15 protein-coding genes and 1 pseudogene are annotated in these 14402 nt (G+C 70.3%); 10 read left to right on the top strand and 6 right to left on the bottom strand.

Annotation, left to right across the window (positions count from 1 at the left end):
• Positions 1-12 precede the first annotated feature (12 nt).
• Positions 13-171 carry a hypothetical protein gene (locus Plo01_RS22940; RefSeq protein WP_203892735.1) on the bottom strand — a complete coding sequence of 53 codons (159 nt, stop codon included), beginning with the start codon at positions 169-171 and terminating at the stop codon, positions 13-15.
• Positions 172-341: 170 nt separating this feature from the next.
• Between Plo01_RS22940 and Plo01_RS22945 the strand changes: the two genes are divergently transcribed.
• The 7 genes from Plo01_RS22945 (at position 342) to Plo01_RS22975 (ending at position 6012) form a co-directional block, all read left to right on the top strand.
• The gene (locus Plo01_RS22945; RefSeq protein WP_203892736.1) at positions 342-479 is read left to right on the top strand and encodes a hypothetical protein; all 138 of its coding nucleotides are present in this window, start codon (positions 342-344) and stop codon (positions 477-479) included.
• A 35-nt stretch (positions 480-514) separates the two neighbouring features.
• Positions 515-2002, top strand: a complete 1488-nt coding sequence (locus tag Plo01_RS22950; protein WP_203892737.1) for an FAD-dependent oxidoreductase — start codon at positions 515-517, stop codon at positions 2000-2002.
• 40 nt (positions 2003-2042) lie between these two features.
• Positions 2043-2288: a hypothetical protein gene (locus Plo01_RS22955; RefSeq protein WP_203892738.1), complete on the top strand. Its 246-nt coding sequence runs from the start codon at positions 2043-2045 to the stop codon at positions 2286-2288.
• Positions 2285-3550: an MFS transporter gene (locus Plo01_RS22960; RefSeq protein ID WP_239316872.1), complete on the top strand. Its 1266-nt coding sequence runs from the start codon at positions 2285-2287 to the stop codon at positions 3548-3550. The genes Plo01_RS22955 and Plo01_RS22960 overlap by 4 nt, the downstream gene beginning before the upstream one ends.
• Positions 3551-3561: 11 nt before the next feature.
• The gene (locus Plo01_RS22965; protein WP_203892739.1) at positions 3562-3945 is read left to right on the top strand and encodes an ArsR/SmtB family transcription factor; all 384 of its coding nucleotides are present in this window, start codon (positions 3562-3564) and stop codon (positions 3943-3945) included.
• A gap of 8 nt (positions 3946-3953) precedes the next feature.
• Positions 3954-5015: an ArsO family NAD(P)H-dependent flavin-containing monooxygenase gene (locus Plo01_RS22970; protein WP_203892740.1), complete on the top strand. Its 1062-nt coding sequence runs from the start codon at positions 3954-3956 to the stop codon at positions 5013-5015.
• Positions 5016-5220: 205 nt separating this feature from the next.
• Positions 5221-6012 carry a PIG-L deacetylase family protein gene (locus tag Plo01_RS22975; protein WP_203892741.1) on the top strand — a complete coding sequence of 264 codons (792 nt, stop codon included), beginning with the start codon at positions 5221-5223 and terminating at the stop codon, positions 6010-6012.
• A gap of 177 nt (positions 6013-6189) precedes the next feature.
• Here the strand turns inward: Plo01_RS22975 and Plo01_RS22980 are convergent, their stop codons facing one another.
• The 5 genes from Plo01_RS22980 to Plo01_RS23000 all read right to left on the bottom strand — a co-directional run bounded on the left by Plo01_RS22980 (position 6190) and on the right by Plo01_RS23000 (position 9801).
• On the bottom strand, positions 6190-7596 hold the full coding sequence (locus Plo01_RS22980) for an AlbA family DNA-binding domain-containing protein (RefSeq protein WP_203892742.1): 1407 nt from the start codon (positions 7594-7596) through the stop codon (positions 6190-6192).
• Positions 7597-7760: 164 nt separating this feature from the next.
• Positions 7761-8165 carry an arsenate reductase ArsC gene (locus Plo01_RS22985; protein WP_203892743.1) on the bottom strand — a complete coding sequence of 135 codons (405 nt, stop codon included), beginning with the start codon at positions 8163-8165 and terminating at the stop codon, positions 7761-7763.
• A 90-nt stretch (positions 8166-8255) separates the two neighbouring features.
• On the bottom strand, positions 8256-8984 hold the full coding sequence (locus Plo01_RS22990) for an aquaporin (protein WP_203892744.1): 729 nt from the start codon (positions 8982-8984) through the stop codon (positions 8256-8258).
• On the bottom strand, positions 8981-9334 hold the full coding sequence (locus Plo01_RS22995; RefSeq protein WP_203892745.1) for an ArsR/SmtB family transcription factor: 354 nt from the start codon (positions 9332-9334) through the stop codon (positions 8981-8983). Before Plo01_RS22995 ends, Plo01_RS22990 begins: the two co-directional genes overlap by 4 nt.
• An 89-nt stretch (positions 9335-9423) precedes the next feature.
• Positions 9424-9801, bottom strand: coding sequence for an arsenate reductase ArsC (locus Plo01_RS23000; RefSeq protein ID WP_275415412.1), 378 nt, complete (start codon positions 9799-9801; stop codon positions 9424-9426).
• A gap of 269 nt (positions 9802-10070) precedes the next feature.
• On the opposite strand from Plo01_RS23000, the pseudogene Plo01_RS23005 reads away from it, so the two are divergent.
• The 3 genes and pseudogenes from Plo01_RS23005 (at position 10071) to Plo01_RS23015 (ending at position 14270) form a co-directional block, all read left to right on the top strand.
• Positions 10071-10883, top strand: a pseudogene (locus Plo01_RS23005) (IS5 family transposase).
• Positions 10884-11163: 280 nt separating this feature from the next.
• Positions 11164-13887: a DNRLRE domain-containing protein gene (locus tag Plo01_RS23010; RefSeq protein WP_203892746.1), complete on the top strand. Its 2724-nt coding sequence runs from the start codon at positions 11164-11166 to the stop codon at positions 13885-13887.
• Positions 13884-14270 carry a hypothetical protein gene (locus Plo01_RS23015; RefSeq protein ID WP_203892747.1) on the top strand — a complete coding sequence of 129 codons (387 nt, stop codon included), beginning with the start codon at positions 13884-13886 and terminating at the stop codon, positions 14268-14270. Before Plo01_RS23010 ends, Plo01_RS23015 begins: the two co-directional genes overlap by 4 nt.
• Positions 14271-14402 lie beyond the last annotated feature (132 nt).

Raw genomic sequence — 14402 nt, forward strand, 5'->3', positions numbered from 1 at the left:
GGGGGGGGGGGGTTACCGGCGGCCGCAGCTGCTGGGCACCGGGGCCGCATCCTGGGCCGAGGTGTCGGCCGGGGTGCCGCAGCAGGCGCCCTTGTCTGCGGGCTCACAGCAGCTCTGCAGCGTCGTGGCCGAGCAGCAGGGCGCGGTGTCGGTGGCATCGGTCGTGGTCATGGCGGATCCTCCATCGTCAGGAAAAGGACTTCACCGGAGTAGACGGCGGATCCGGCGAAGGGATGCACCTCTGGACCTCAAAAATTAGACGGCCACCTAATTTGACATCTCTCTAATCAGGATGGCAAGCTGGGCACTACTTAGACAAGCTTCGAAACACGAGGTGTGAGATGCGCTCTCTGCTGCGCCGCCGTCCGGCTCCCGTGAGCGTCTCCTTCGACGAGGCCACCGGCGCCGTCTGCGACCAGGTCTGCCGGGCTGAGGCGGTCATCGAGCGCGCCCGCACCGCGGCCTGGTTCGCCCGCTGAATCCCGGCCATCACCCGAACCCGAAAGGAACGATCATGAGTAGTGGATGCTGCGGCCCGGCCGCCCCCGCCGAACGAAGCGCGCAGGCCGTACCGATCGCCCAGAGCGCTCCCGCCACCCAGAGCGCCTCAGCTGCCCGCACCGAGCCGGTCGCAATCGCACCCGAGCTGGCGCACCTGCCGGTCGTGGTGATCGGCGCCGGCCCGGTGGGTCTGGCCGCCGCCGCCCACCTGGCGACGCGCGGCCTGGACTTCGTGGTGCTGGAGGCCGGCTCCCAGGTGGGCGCCTCGATCGCGCAGTGGGGGCATGTGCGCACCTTCAGCCCGTGGAAGTACGACATCGACGCCGCCGCCCGCCGACTGCTCCAGGCGCACGGCTGGAGCGCTCCCGATGAGGACTGGCTGCCCACCGGCGCCGAGCTGATCGAGGACTACCTGGCCCCGCTGGCCGCCCATCCGGCCATCGCCCCGTACCTGCGCTTGGGCGCGAAGGTGACCGGCATCAGCCGGGCCGGATACGACCGGCTGCGCACCGCCGGCCGCGAGCAGGCACCCTTCCTGATCCGCCTGGCCGACGGCGGCGAGATCGCCGCCCGCGCGATCGTGGACGCCTCCGGCACCTGGACCACCCCGAACGTGCTGGGCGCCTCCGGCCTGCCCGCCCACGGCGAGAGCGAGGCCGCCGCCTACATCGACCACGCCCTCCCGGATGTGCTCGGCACGGACCGTGAGCACTACGCCGGCAAGCACACTCTGGTGGTGGGCGCCGGGCACTCCGCGGCCACCACCCTGCTCACCCTGGCCGCGCTCGCCGACGAAGCACCGGGCACCCGCGTCACCTGGGCGATTCGCGCCGGGAGTGCGAGTCGCAGCTACGGCGGCGGCGCGGCCGACGCGCTGCCCGCCCGCGGTGCGCTCGGCACCCGACTGCACGCTCTGGTGGAGTCCGGTCGCATCACGCTGCTGACCGGCTTCTTCACCCACACCCTCACCGCCGACGGTGACACCGTGACGGTGATCAGCCGCGACCCGTCGGGACAGGAGCGGAAGGCGGTGGCCGAGCGGATCGTGGCCGCCACCGGCTACCGTCCCGACCACGCCATCGCCGCCGAGCTGCGTCTGGACCTGGATGCGATCCTCGGCTCCACCCGGGCGCTGGCCCCGCTGATCGACCCCAACCACCACTCCTGCGGCACCGTGCCCGCGCACGGCGCCGACGAGCTGGCCCACCCCGAGGCCGGTTACTACGCCGTGGGGGTGAAGAGTTACGGCCGGGCCCCGACCTTCCTGATGGCCACCGGATATGAGCAGGTGCGCTCGGTGGTCGCCGCCATCGCCGGGGACTGGCAGGCCGCCCGGGACGTGCAGCTGGAGCTGCCGGAGACCGGCGTGTGCTCGGCCAATCTCGCCGAAGCCCAGGAGGCACGGGTCGGCTTGGCCACCGGGATCAGCGGCGGGCTGCTGGCCACCCCGCTGCCCCTGGCGACCGTCTCCGCCACCGCCGGGGGCGGCTGCTGCGGCTGACCCGCAGCACCATCACTCCAAGAAAGGGCCAGATGCGGCCATGTCCGACGGCTACGTCACCGCACCGCAGCAACAGGCCCTGCGCCTGATCTGCGAGCGCGGCCGGCGGCTGGCCCGTGCCCGGCCCGCCGCCTCCACCCCCGGCCACGCCCCGGCGATCACCCGCCTGGCCGGCGCCCTGGCCTGGCGGCTGGCCGCCCAGGGCTTCATCACCGACACCGGCGGCCGCTGGAGCGCAACGGCCGACGGCCGCCGCCTGATCTCCTGCTTCGGCGGACGCACGTGAGCTCCACCGCCGCCGCGACCACCGGGACCGCCGCCTCCGCCACCACAGGCGGCGGGCTGCATTCCCGGCGCCACGGCGTGCGGATCGTCGCGGCCCTGGCCATCACCCAGACCATCGGCTACGGCGTGCTCTACTACGCCTTCTCGGTCTTCCTGCTGCCCATGGCGGCCGATCTGGGCGCCGGCGCCGCCCAGATCGCCGCCGCCCTGACGATCTCGGTACTGGTCTCGGCACTGTGCGCACCCCCGGCCGGCCGCCATCTGGACGCTCGCGGCGGCCGCGGCCTGATGAGCGCCGGATCGGTCCTCGGCACGATCGCCGTGCTGGCCTGGTCGCAGGTGCACACCCTCATCCAGCTGTATGCGGTCTTCGCCGTCATCGGCGTCGCCAGCGCCATGGTGCTCTACCAGAGCGCCTTCGCCGTTATCGTGGCCTGGTTCGACGGCCAGGCGCGCGGCCGGGCGAATGCGCTGCTGGCGCTGACCGTCGTGGCCGGCTTCGCCTCCACCATCTTCCTGCCGCTGTCCGGCCTGCTGGTGGAGCACTTCGGCTGGCGCCAGGCCCTGGTGATCCTGGCCTTGGTCTACGGGGCGGCTGCGATCCCGCTGCACGCGCTGGTGCTGCGCCGCCGTGAGCGCACCGCCCGCGCGCCCGCCGCAGCCGAACAGCGCGCCGCCATCGTCGGCCACGCCATCCGGGCGCGTCCGTTTTGGCTGCTGGTGGCCGCCTTCACCGCCAACGGCGGCGCCGCGGCCACCGTGGCAGTGCTGCTGGTCGGCTACCTGATCCACCTGGGCCATCCCCCGGTGCTGGCCGCCACGCTGGCCGGGCTGCTGGGCGTGCTGTCGGTGACCGGGCGCCTGCTGACCACCGGCCTGCAGACCCGGCTGCCCGCCGCGCTCATCGCCGCGGCGCTCTTCGCCCTGCAGAGTGTGGCCGCGGCGCTGCTGCCGCTGGCCGGGCGGACGGTCGCGGGCGCGGTCGGCTGCGTACTGGGCTTCGGCCTCGGCTTCGGCATCGCCTCCATCACGCTGCCCCACCTGATCGTCGACCGCTACGGCACCACCGCCTATGCCACCATGTCCGGCAGGATCGCCATGTTCTCCGTCGCCGCCAAGGCCGCCGCCCCGCTGGGCGCGCTCACGCTGGCCCAGGCGGCCGGCTACAGCGGGGTCATGGCCGCGGTGGCTGTCGGCTGCGCGATCGCCGCAGTCGCGCTGACCACCTACCACCACATACCATTTCGAGAAGCGTCAAAGTAAGGAGTCCCCTCGTGAGTGCCCCCACCACCGCCTGCTGCGCGCCGATCGCCCGCGAGCCGCTGGCCGAGGCCGAGGCGGCCGAGCTGGCGGTGCTGCTCAAGGCGGTCGCCGACCCGGTCCGGCTGCGGCTGCTGTCGATGATCGGCTCCCACGCCGGCGGCGAGGCGTGCGTGTGCGATCTGACCGACGCCTTCGAGCTGACCGCCCCGACCATCTCCCACCACCTGAAGGTGCTCCGGACGGCCGGATTGATCGATTGCGAGCGGCGCGGCACCTGGGTCTATTACTGGATCGTCCCGGCGGTGGTGAACCGGCTGGGCGCGCTGTTCGCTCCGCTGGCCGAGCCCGCGCCCGCCTCCGGCGGCCCGGTGGACATCGAGCTCACCACCGTATGAGTGCACCGATGACCGGCGCCTCCCAGCCGGCCGGTGCTGTTGATGTCGCCGTCATCGGCGGCGGCCAAGCGGGCCTGGCGGCCGGGTACTACCTGCGCCGGGCCGGGGCCGACTTCGTCATCCTGGACGCTCAAGAGCAGCCGGGCGGGGCCTGGCGGCACGCCTGGCCGTCCTTGCGGCTGTTCTCCCCGGCTCAGTACAGCTCGCTGCCGGGGCGGATGATGCCCATCCCCGAGGGCGGCGGCTACCCCAGCGCTGCCGACGTGGTCGCCTACCTGACCGACTACGAGCAGCGCTACGACCTGCCGGTCATCCGGCCCGCAGCGGTGCGGGCGGTGCGTGAGGCCGGTGAGCGGCTGGCGGTGGAGACCGGCGCCGGCACCTGGCGGGCCCGCATCGTCATCAGCGCGACCGGTACCTGGGGGCGGCCGTACGTGCCGCACTATGCCGGTCGCGATGTCTTTCGCGGCCGCCAGCTGCATACCGCCACCTACCTCGGCCCCGAGCCCTTGCGGGACATGAGGGTGGTCGTGGTGGGCGGTGGCAACTCCGCCGCGCAGATCCTCGCCGAGGTCTCCACCGTCGCCGAGACCACCTGGGTGACGTTGCGCCCGCCGCGGCTGCTGCCCGATGAGGTCGACGGACGCGCCCTGTTCGACCTGGCCAGCCGCCGCGCCCGCTGTCCCGATGCGCCCGCCATCGGCGAGCTGGGCGACATCGTCGCCGTCTCGCCGGTGCGCCAGGCCCGGGAGCGCGGCGCGCTCAAGGCCGAGCCGATGTTCACCCGCCTCACCCCAGATGGTGTGGCCTTCTCCGACGGCACCACCCTAGGCTGTGACGCCATCATCTGGTGCACCGGGTTTCGGCCCGCCCTGGCCCATCTGGCTCCGCTGAAGCTGCGCAAGCCCGGCGGGACGATCCCGGTCGATGGCACCCGCGCCCTCGCCGAGATGCGCCTGCACCTGCTCGGCTACGGCGACTGGACCGGCCCCGCCTCCGCGACGCTGATCGGCGCCGGACGCAGCGCCAAGGCGACGGTGGCGCAGATCATGCGCCACCTCACCGCCTGATCTCACCCTCTGACGCTCCCGTCGCTGTCTCCCGGCGCGAGGCCGCGGCCGGAAGCTGAACAACCCCTGCGGCCACGACGCGAACACCTCGCCACTTGATTCGATACTTGTTTAAGTTGACATTCATCAAATCAAGCGGCAGGGTGGAGTTGATTCCAAAATCATCTAATCAGGCGACGTCCACCGATCCCCCCAGGAGAGCGCGATGACGACCACCCCGCCCCCCACCCCGGCCCGAGCCGGCGTCACCGCACCACCGGCCGCCCCGGCGGTGCAACCCGGCGACCTGGTTCCCCTGCCGGTGGACTGGGAGCGGGCGCTGGCCATCGTGGCCCACCCCGATGACCTGGAGTACGGCGCCGCCGGCGCGGTGGCGGCCTGGAGCGTCGCCGGCAAACAGGTCGCCTACCTGCTGGCCACCCGCGGCGAAGCCGGCATCGACGGCATGGACCCCGAGCAGTGCGCAAAAGTCCGCGAGGCCGAACAGCGCGACAGCGCCGCGATCGTCGGGGTCACCTCGGTGGAGTTCCTCGACCATCCCGACGGGCTGATCGAGTACGGGCCGCGGTTGCGCCGCGATCTGGCCGCGGCCATCCGCCGCCACCGCCCGCACCTGGTGCTCACCTTCAACCACCACGACACCTGGCCAGGGCCGCGCTGGAACACCCCCGACCACCGCGCCACCGGCCGCGCCGCGCTGGATGCGATCGGCGACGCCGGCAACCGGCACCTGTTTGCCGACCTGGGCTTGCCGCCGTGGAACGGGGTGCGCTACGCCGCCGTGGCGGGCTCGCCGCACGCCACCCACGCGGTCGACATCACCGCCACCCTCGAGGTCGCGATCGCCTCCCTGGAGGCCCACCGCGCCTACCTGGACGGCCTGGGTCCGGGCAACTGGATGGCCGATGCCCGCGGCCTGCTCACCACCATGGCCGAGCAGGCGGGACAGCGCTTCGGCGGCCGTCCCGCCGTCGCCTTCGAACTCCTCCTCACCTAGCCAAGCCCCGCCAGCGCCGCCGAGGCAAGGCCCGGCTGAGACTGCTCGGCAACGGCGACTGGGCCGGTCCCGCCCCGACTAGGCTGATCGGCGCGGGCCGCAGCGAAGGCGATGGCGGCACAGATCCTCCGGCAGCGGTGAGCGCAGGACGGCCGTTCGCCGCAAGGGTGCCCGCGCTCACAGCGGGGATTCGCCGGCCACCGTGACGCCGGTCGCCTCCGCCCACCGTTTCATCGCTTTCCAGTGCGGGCCCCATGCTTGGGCGTTGAGGCTCCCGTCCCGGCGGATCTGCCGGTTCTCCGGGACGCCGAAGGTCTGCAGCAGGTCCCCGACCAGATGGGCCGTGGCTCGGGCCAGCGGCTGGCCGTCATCGGCCAGATCGTCCAGCCATGCCACCGACTCGCCGTAGGCCAGGCGGCACAGGCGGGTGCCCAGCGGCTGGTCTTCGTCGGCGGTGGGGGTGTTCAGGGTCAGCCGGTAGCGCACGATGTCGGGGTTGTCATACGGCCATTTGGTCGAGGGCGCGATCGGCACCACCTCGGGGTGCAGGTGGGTGTCGGCCACCAGCATCACCCGCAGCAGCGCGGCCCCGTTGACCCCAGCCCGGTCCCGGGCGTGGCGGGCCAGATAGCGCAGCGCGCTGGCGGTGCGCACCACCAGCTCGGCATCCAGCACCCGCACCCGGTAGGTCTCCTTGCTCGGAGGCGACAGCCGCTGAGGGTGCACGCTGAAGGTGCCGGATCCGTCGGTGTACAGCTCGGCGCGCACCGCCAGCGGGGTCTCGGCGCCGGCCTCGGCGATCAGCCGCCGGTGCGCCACGCCGACCTCGTGGAAGGTGGGCGTGAAGGCACCGATCATTGCGACGTCGTCTGCGGTGCGCTCCCGAAAAGCCTGCACCGTGTAGCCGTCCATGAGCAGATCCCCGGGCAGATCGGGCACCAAGGTGACGACCAGCAGCGGCAGCGGATAGCTGCTGCGGGCGCTGGTGGCCGCCGTCGTGGCGAGCGCGTTCTTTTCCACCTCGGCCATCCGGGCGGCCTGGTCGGTGGCGGCCATGACGCGGCGCCGGTAGGCCGCGGCGATCTCCGACTCGCTCAGCCACACCTTGTCCGCGCCGTGCCGGCGCGGCCAGCGCAGACCGCTGTCCTTCTTGGCCGGAACCGACACCGCGTGCGGCGCCAGCGCGCTGGGCGGGATCGCGACCAGCAGGAAGCCTCTGCTCGCATCCTCCGGGTGCGGAACGGGGCGAGGGTCGAAGCAGGGCATCGGATGGATGCGGGAGGCCCCGGCCTGGCGGATGCGGTTCTCTAGTCCGGCCAGCTCCACTCCCAGCGCGGCCGAGGGGATCTCGCGGGTCTCGGCCATGCCGATGATGATCAAACCGCCGAGGTGGTTAGCGAAGGTGGCGATGTCGATGGCGATGTCGTCCTTGCCCTCCTCGCCGGAGGGATACAGGCGCTTGTAGTCCAGGTCCTCGGCCTCACGGGCGTCCGGGTTGCCGACCAGGCCGGCGATCTGCTCATAGGTGACCAGATGCAGCGGGTTGCCGAGCAGCGCCTCCAGGCGGCGCGGGCTGTAGAGCATGAGCGATTCAGGTCTCCTGTGACCGTGCGGGAGTCCGGGCGGCCCCGTGTGATCACCGTAGAGGAGACAGGCGACGAATCGTCAGCAAACCGGCACACGACGTGGCAGCCGCCCCGCCGGTGGGCGGCTCGAGGCGACTGCCGCGAATGGGACCGCAGAAGGGGTCAGGCGGGCAGCAGCTCGGCGATGAGCTGCTCGATCCGGGTACGGATCTCATCGCGGATCGCCCTGACCGCCTCGATGCCCTGGCCGGCCGGATCGTCCAGCTTCCAGTCCTCATAGCGCTTGCCGGGGAAGATCGGGCAGGCGTCCCCGCAGCCCATGGTGATCACCACATCGGAGTCCTGCACCGCCTCGGTGGTCAGCACCTTCGGGCGCGCGCCGGTGATGTCGATGCCGACCTCGGCCATCGCCTCGACGGCCACGGGGTTGATGGTCTCGGCCGGGGCCGAACCGGCCGAGCGGACCTCGATCGCCTCACCGGCCAGGAGGGCCAGCCAGCCGGCGGCCATCTGGGAGCGTCCGGCGTTGTGCACGCATACGAACAACACGCTGGGCTTGTCACTCATCACTCTCACAGTCTTTTCTCCAGGCCGCACGATGCGGCAGACACTTCCCCCTTTGAGCGTCCTGCGCCGCCCGGCAGCGGCCGAGGGCGCTCAGGGCCGGGAGGCCGGATGCGGCACGACCGCCTCCTGCCGCGCCCCGACGGCGGGGCGGCCGAACAAGCCGGTCACCAGCAGCAGGCCGATCACCCCGCCCGCCAGCTGGGCGACGACGAAGCCGGGCACCGAGGCCGGGGCGATGCCGGCGAAGGAGTCAGAAAACGCCCGGCCGACGGTGACGGCCGGGTTGGCGAAGCTGGTGGAGGAGGTGAACCAGTAGGCCGCGCCGATGTAGCCGGCGACCGCCACCGGCGCCATCGCCGTACGGCCGGCGCGCACCAGGCCGAAGATCACCAAGACCAGGCCGGCGGTGGCCACACCCTCGCCCAGCCACAGGTGGCTTGCGGTGCGCTCGGTGCTCGCCCAGCTGATGGCCGGCTGGTCGAACATGGCGTTAGCCAGCACTGCTCCGGCGATCGCCCCGCCGATCTGCGCCGGGATGTAGGCGGCCAGCTCACGCGCACTCAGCCCGGTGCCGGTACGGCGCGCCTGCCACCACTCGGCGGCCGAGACCACCGGGTTGAAGTGCGCACCGGAGACCGGGCCGAGCACCACGATCAGCACGCCCAGGCCGAACACCGTGGCGATGGCGTTCTCCAGCAGCTGCAGGCCCACATCGTTCGGCGACAGGCTGTGGGCCATGATGCCGGAGCCGACCACCACAGCCACCAGCAGCGCGGTGCCGAGGAACTCGGCCAGCACGCGGCGCGCCAGCGGGATCACGCGACCGCTCCGGCGGAAGCCGGGAGACCGAGGAGGCCCGACAGCTCGGCCAGCATCTCGGGGACCACCCGGTAATACACCCAGGACGCCCGGCGCTCGGCGGTGAGCAGGCCGACGTCTTTCAGGACCTTCAGGTGGTGGCTGATGGTCGGCTGGGACAACTCGAAAGCGGCGGTCAGGTCGCACACGCAGGCCTCGCCGTCGACGTGGCTGGCCACGATCGAGACGATGCGCAGCCGGACCGGATCCCCCAGCGCCTTGAACACCCGCGCCAAGGCGGCCGCCTGGTCGGCGCCGAGCGGCTGGCGGGCCAGCGGTGAGCTGCATCCGGCGATCTGCAGTGGCTCCATCGTCTCCCCTTGCTCGCGCCGAGCGGCGGCGGTTTCTGCTGCCATCTATATTGGCAGGCGTCTATGCGTGCAGGTGCAGTGAGGTGGGCCTACGCGACGGGGACGTCGAGTTCGGCGAGCAGGGTGCGCACGCGCCGCTCGATCTCCTCGCGGATCGGGCGCACCTGCTCGGCACTCTTGCCTGCCGGATCGGCCAGCTCCCAGTCCAGGTAGCGCTTGCCGGGGAAGATCGGGCAGGCGTCCCCGCAGCCCATGGTGACCACCACGTCGGCGGCGCGGACGATCTCCTCGGTCCACGGCTTGGGGAACTCACGGGAGATGTCGATGCCGATCTCGGCCATGGACTCAACTGCGGCCGGGTTGATCTCACTGGCGAACTCCGAGCCGCCCGACCAGGCCAGGGCGTGCTCGCCGGCCAGGTGCTGAAACAGCCCCAGGGCCATCTGGGAGCGGCCGGCGTTGTGCACGCACAAAAGCACCTGACTCCACCCCGGCGCCGGCACTGATCAGAGCGGTCGGACCCCGGTCATGCCCTCTGACCTGCGGTTGGCCCCTTTCCGGCTTACTTGGTCTGCCCCCCTTTCCGGAACTGCCGATAAGTGGCTAGCTCGTTAAGGGACACTCCGGCCACCCCAGCCACGAGGATTTCCGGGATGCCCGCACTAAGAGCTCCTAACAGAATGACCTCCGTTGTGCTTTGATCTCTCGCTGTAGCGGCGGCGAGAGGAGCAGCAGGGTGGCACGGCTGAAGCCGTGGGAGGTCAGTGACGAGCTGTGGACGGTCATCGAGCCGCTGCTGCCGAAGAAGGCGCGCCGTACCCGCTGGCCAGGACGTAAGCGGTTGGATGACCGCCTGGCGCTGCAGGGCATCTTGTTCGTGCTGCACACCGGCATCTCCTGGGAGCATCTGCCGCAGGAGCTGGGCTACGGCTCGGGCATGACGTGCTGGCGGCGGCTGAAGGAGTGGAACGACGCCGGCGTCTGGCAGCGTCTGCACGAGGTGCTCCTGGACCGCCTGAGAGCGGCCGACGCCCTCGACTTCTCCCGGGCCGTGGTGGACTCCTCCCACGTCAGAGCGTTAAAAGGGGGGCGCAGACCGGCCCGTCGCCGGTCGATCGGGACGGGCCGGCAGCAAGCACCATCTGATCACCGAGGCCACCGGCATCCCGCTCGCCGTCATCATGACCGGCGCCAACCGCAACGATGTCACCCAGTTGATGCCGCTGCTGCAGGCCATCCCCAAGGTGCGTGGCAAACGCGGCCGCCCCCGGCAGCGGCCGGAGGTCGTGCTGGCCGACCGCGGCTACGACCACGACAAGTACCGCCGGCTCGTGCGCGAGCTGCAGATCCGGCCGCTGATCGCTCGGCGTGGTACGGAACACGGCTCCGGCCTGGGTGAACAGCGCTGGGTCGTGGAGCAGGCCTTTGCCCTGTTGCATCTTTCCGCCGCCTGCGGATCCGCTGGGAGGTCCGCGCCGACATCCACGAGGCCTTCCTCAAGCTGGCCTGCGCCCTGATCTGCTGGCGCCGCCTCAGCTCATTGCGTTAGGAGCTCTTAGCGGCTGAGGCGTTCGATACAGCCGGCGTAGGGCGCAGGACAACCTCCAACTGCCCATACAGCAGGCGGGCGGTGAGAAGTCCTGGCTGAAGTTGACATGGAGGCGACATCAGGTTTGCCTTCCATGACTTTATGTAGTGAAACGAGGCTGCGTTGCTTGATCTTTCCCCAACAGAGCCTCTCCATTCGACAAAACTATGCATTATGTTAAAAACATGCATAAAACGGACATAAGGTTGCGGTGCTCTGTCACACCGAGTGAGGGACCTTTGTGACCACATCTCCATCCGCGCCCCGGCATCTGCGCCGGGGCGCTGCCGCGCTCGCCGTGGCCGCCCTGACATCCATGGGCATGGCGACCTCCGTCGGATCCGCCGCGGCTGACCCGCAGCCAGCCGCGAGCACCGAGGCCACCGCTACCTCGGCCCACGACAAGAACGCCGCCAAGAAGGCCGCCCGCGAACACGGCCGCCCGGTACGCGTCGATGCACTGCTCGCCGAGCAGTCCACCACCTGGGCCATGCCCGACCAGACGCTCAAGACCGAGCTGTATGCCGGCCCGATCCGCCTCCAGCGCGGCGGCGCCTGGCGCGACATCGACACCACCCTCACTCAGAGCGATGGAGTGCTCAAGCCCAAGGTCGCCAAGGCCGAGGTGGAGATCTCCACCGGCGGCACGGGCCCATTCCTGCGCCTGCGGCACGGCAACGGCAACGCCTTCGGGGTGCGCTGGGCCAAGAACCTGCCCACGCCGACCGTCGAGGGCGACACCGCGACCTTCGCCGACGTCATCCCCGGCGGTGACCTGGTCGTCACCGCCCTGTCGACCGGCTTCACCCACGATGTGGTGCTGCGCAAGCGCCCCACCGGCCCGGTAGAGATCCGCATGCCGCTGGAGCTGACCGGCATGAAGCTCGATCGCAAAGCCGCCAAGGGCGCCAAGCGCGGCGAGGGCCGCCTGGAGCTGACCGACACCAACGGCGACCTGATCGGTACGGCGCCGGACCCGCAGATGTGGGACGCCGCTGCCGAGGACTCTCCCGATGCCGGCCAGCGCGCGGTAGTCGACACCGAAATCGCCACCGAACGCGGCCAGCAGGTGCTGGTACTGCGCCCGGATGCCACCTTCCTGAACGACCCGGATGTGCGCTACCCGGTGCGCATCGACCCGTGGACCTCCCTGGCGCTCACCACCGACGCCTTCGTCTCCACCGACTACCCCAGCCCCGGCAACGCCTCCACCTGGCTGCACGCCGGCAAGTTCGGCTCTGGCGCCAAGGTCGCCCGCACCTACCTGAAGTTCGACACCACCCCCCTGCTCGGCAAGGCCATCCTCAATGCCGACTTGAAGCTGTGGAGCTACAAGTCCAACGCCTGCGGCATGGTCGTCGGCTCCGGCATCCAGGCCCGCCGCGTCACCGCAGCCTGGACCAAGGTCACCTTGTCGGCCCAGCCGGCCACCACCACTGAGGACGCGGTCACCAACCGCGCCTCCTACGGCGCGCCCAACTGCAAGGAAGAATGGCTGTGGTGGTCGATCGAGGGCATCGTGGCCGACTGGGCGAACGGCGCGGCCAACCACGGCCTGCAGATGCGCGCGGCCAACGAGAACGACACCACCAACTGGCGGATGTTCCACTCGGCCGAATTCGCCGGCGGAAACCGGCCCACCCTGGTGGTCAAGTACGAAGACCAGGGCATCGTCGCCCCAGCCGGCCCCGACGGCGTGGAGGTCTTCCGCGGCAACGGCGAGGATGTGCCGCAGATGTCGGACACCCTCTCGGCCGCCCTGGACAAGGCGATCGACGCCGCCGAGGCCAACCCGGCCGACCTGGCCCAGCCGTATGCCGATGCCGAGACCGGCCAGCTCATCACCCCGGCAGTGACTACCGCTGGGCAGACGCTGGCGGCCAAGACCCTCTCCGGCCAGGCCGCCACCGGTGAAGGCAGCGACGATCCGACCGTTCCCGGTGCGGTGGAAGCTTCTGAGGAAGGTGACGCCGCAGAAACTCCGGACACCTCAGCGGGCACCACCGTCTCCTACAGCATCGCCTCGGCGGTGGCCAACGCCAAGTACAGCGCTGGAGCATTGCAGGCGATCGCCGATGAGATCGCCGGCCTCGACGCCACGCAGCTTCCCGGCGCCGATGCCATCTACATCACCGGGGTGCAGCCGGAGCGCAACCGTGTGGTGGTGCAGGCCACCAGCGCCAGCGTGGAGACACGTCAGGCTCTGGCCGCCCGCTACGGCCTGGACAAGGTCGCCATTCGATTGATCGATCCTGGCCAGGTGCCGGTCAAGACCGAATCGCGCAACAACGACATCGGTGACTACATCGCCGGAGGGGCCGCCGCCAGCCCGTGCACGACCGGGTTCGCCTGGATGGACGGCACGACTCCGGCCATGTTGGGCGCCGGCCACTGCTACGACACCAACATCACAGATCTGGGCCTGGTCGCTTACGACACCTACGGTCCCAACGGCACCGTGAAGCTGCAAGGACAACCGAAATACCGCGGTGATCTGGCGCTGGTCTACCTCACCAAATATCCGAGGGGCGGATCGGCCTCGATCTGGATCGGGGGCGCTACCTCCACCCAACGCCGTTACGTCTCTGGGGTGTACAGGAAGTATGCGAAGGTCGGTGACCGATACTGCGTCTCGGGAAAGATGACCGGAGAAACCTGCGGCTGGAAAGTGGTCGACATAGGCGAGACCATCACCTACAAGGACGGCGATGAAGCCAAATACCTGGTCATCGGCGAGAAAACCTCCGGCAAGTGCATCATCGGAGGCGATTCCGGATCTCCGGTCTACACCATCCGCCCAGAGGACGGACGAGTCGTCGCCCGCGGTATCACCAGCGGCGGCACCGCCCTTCAGGAAGCGAACTTCTTCCTGAACTGCCGTCACTACTTCACCGACATCCGCCATGCGGTCAACGCCATGCCCGGCAGCATCAAGCGGACCACGAAAACCGGGATCGCCCAATGAGCCGCCACCGCGGTGGCGCGCTCCGGCTGGCCGCAATGGTAGCGCTCTGTGGCCTGCTCACTGCGGGATGTCTGCACAGCAAGCGGCTAGCAGTGGTCACCGAAGCAGTAGTCCAGCCGGATGAGCGGACACTGACCGTCCTGTTCCCCGGGGATCTCATCGATGGAAAGGTATGCACGGCCGTCGACGACACCGAGGTCACAGAGACGGATCAACGCGTCACCATCGGCGTCTACCTCAAAGACGTCTGCGAAGGAAGCCCTTTTGAGAATGTCGCCGGCATCGATACCGAGCAGAGCACGCAGATCCACCTGACCGCCCCCTTGGGGGATCGGGTGCTGGAGATGCCCGACGGGCAGCGCATCACCATCCGCCGCCCGTAGCCAAAGCGCTCTCTGTCCCTGCTGAGCAGCCGATTGTGCAGGGACAGCCTGTTCGGTCATCGCTACCCGCCCCCAGTTCGGATCGGGATAGCTCCAGAAAATAATGGCCGCAATGCCGACTGAAGGAGGGCA

The organism is Planobispora longispora (genome assembly GCF_016863135.1).
GTDB lineage: Bacteria > Actinomycetota > Actinomycetes > Streptosporangiales > Streptosporangiaceae > Planobispora > Planobispora longispora.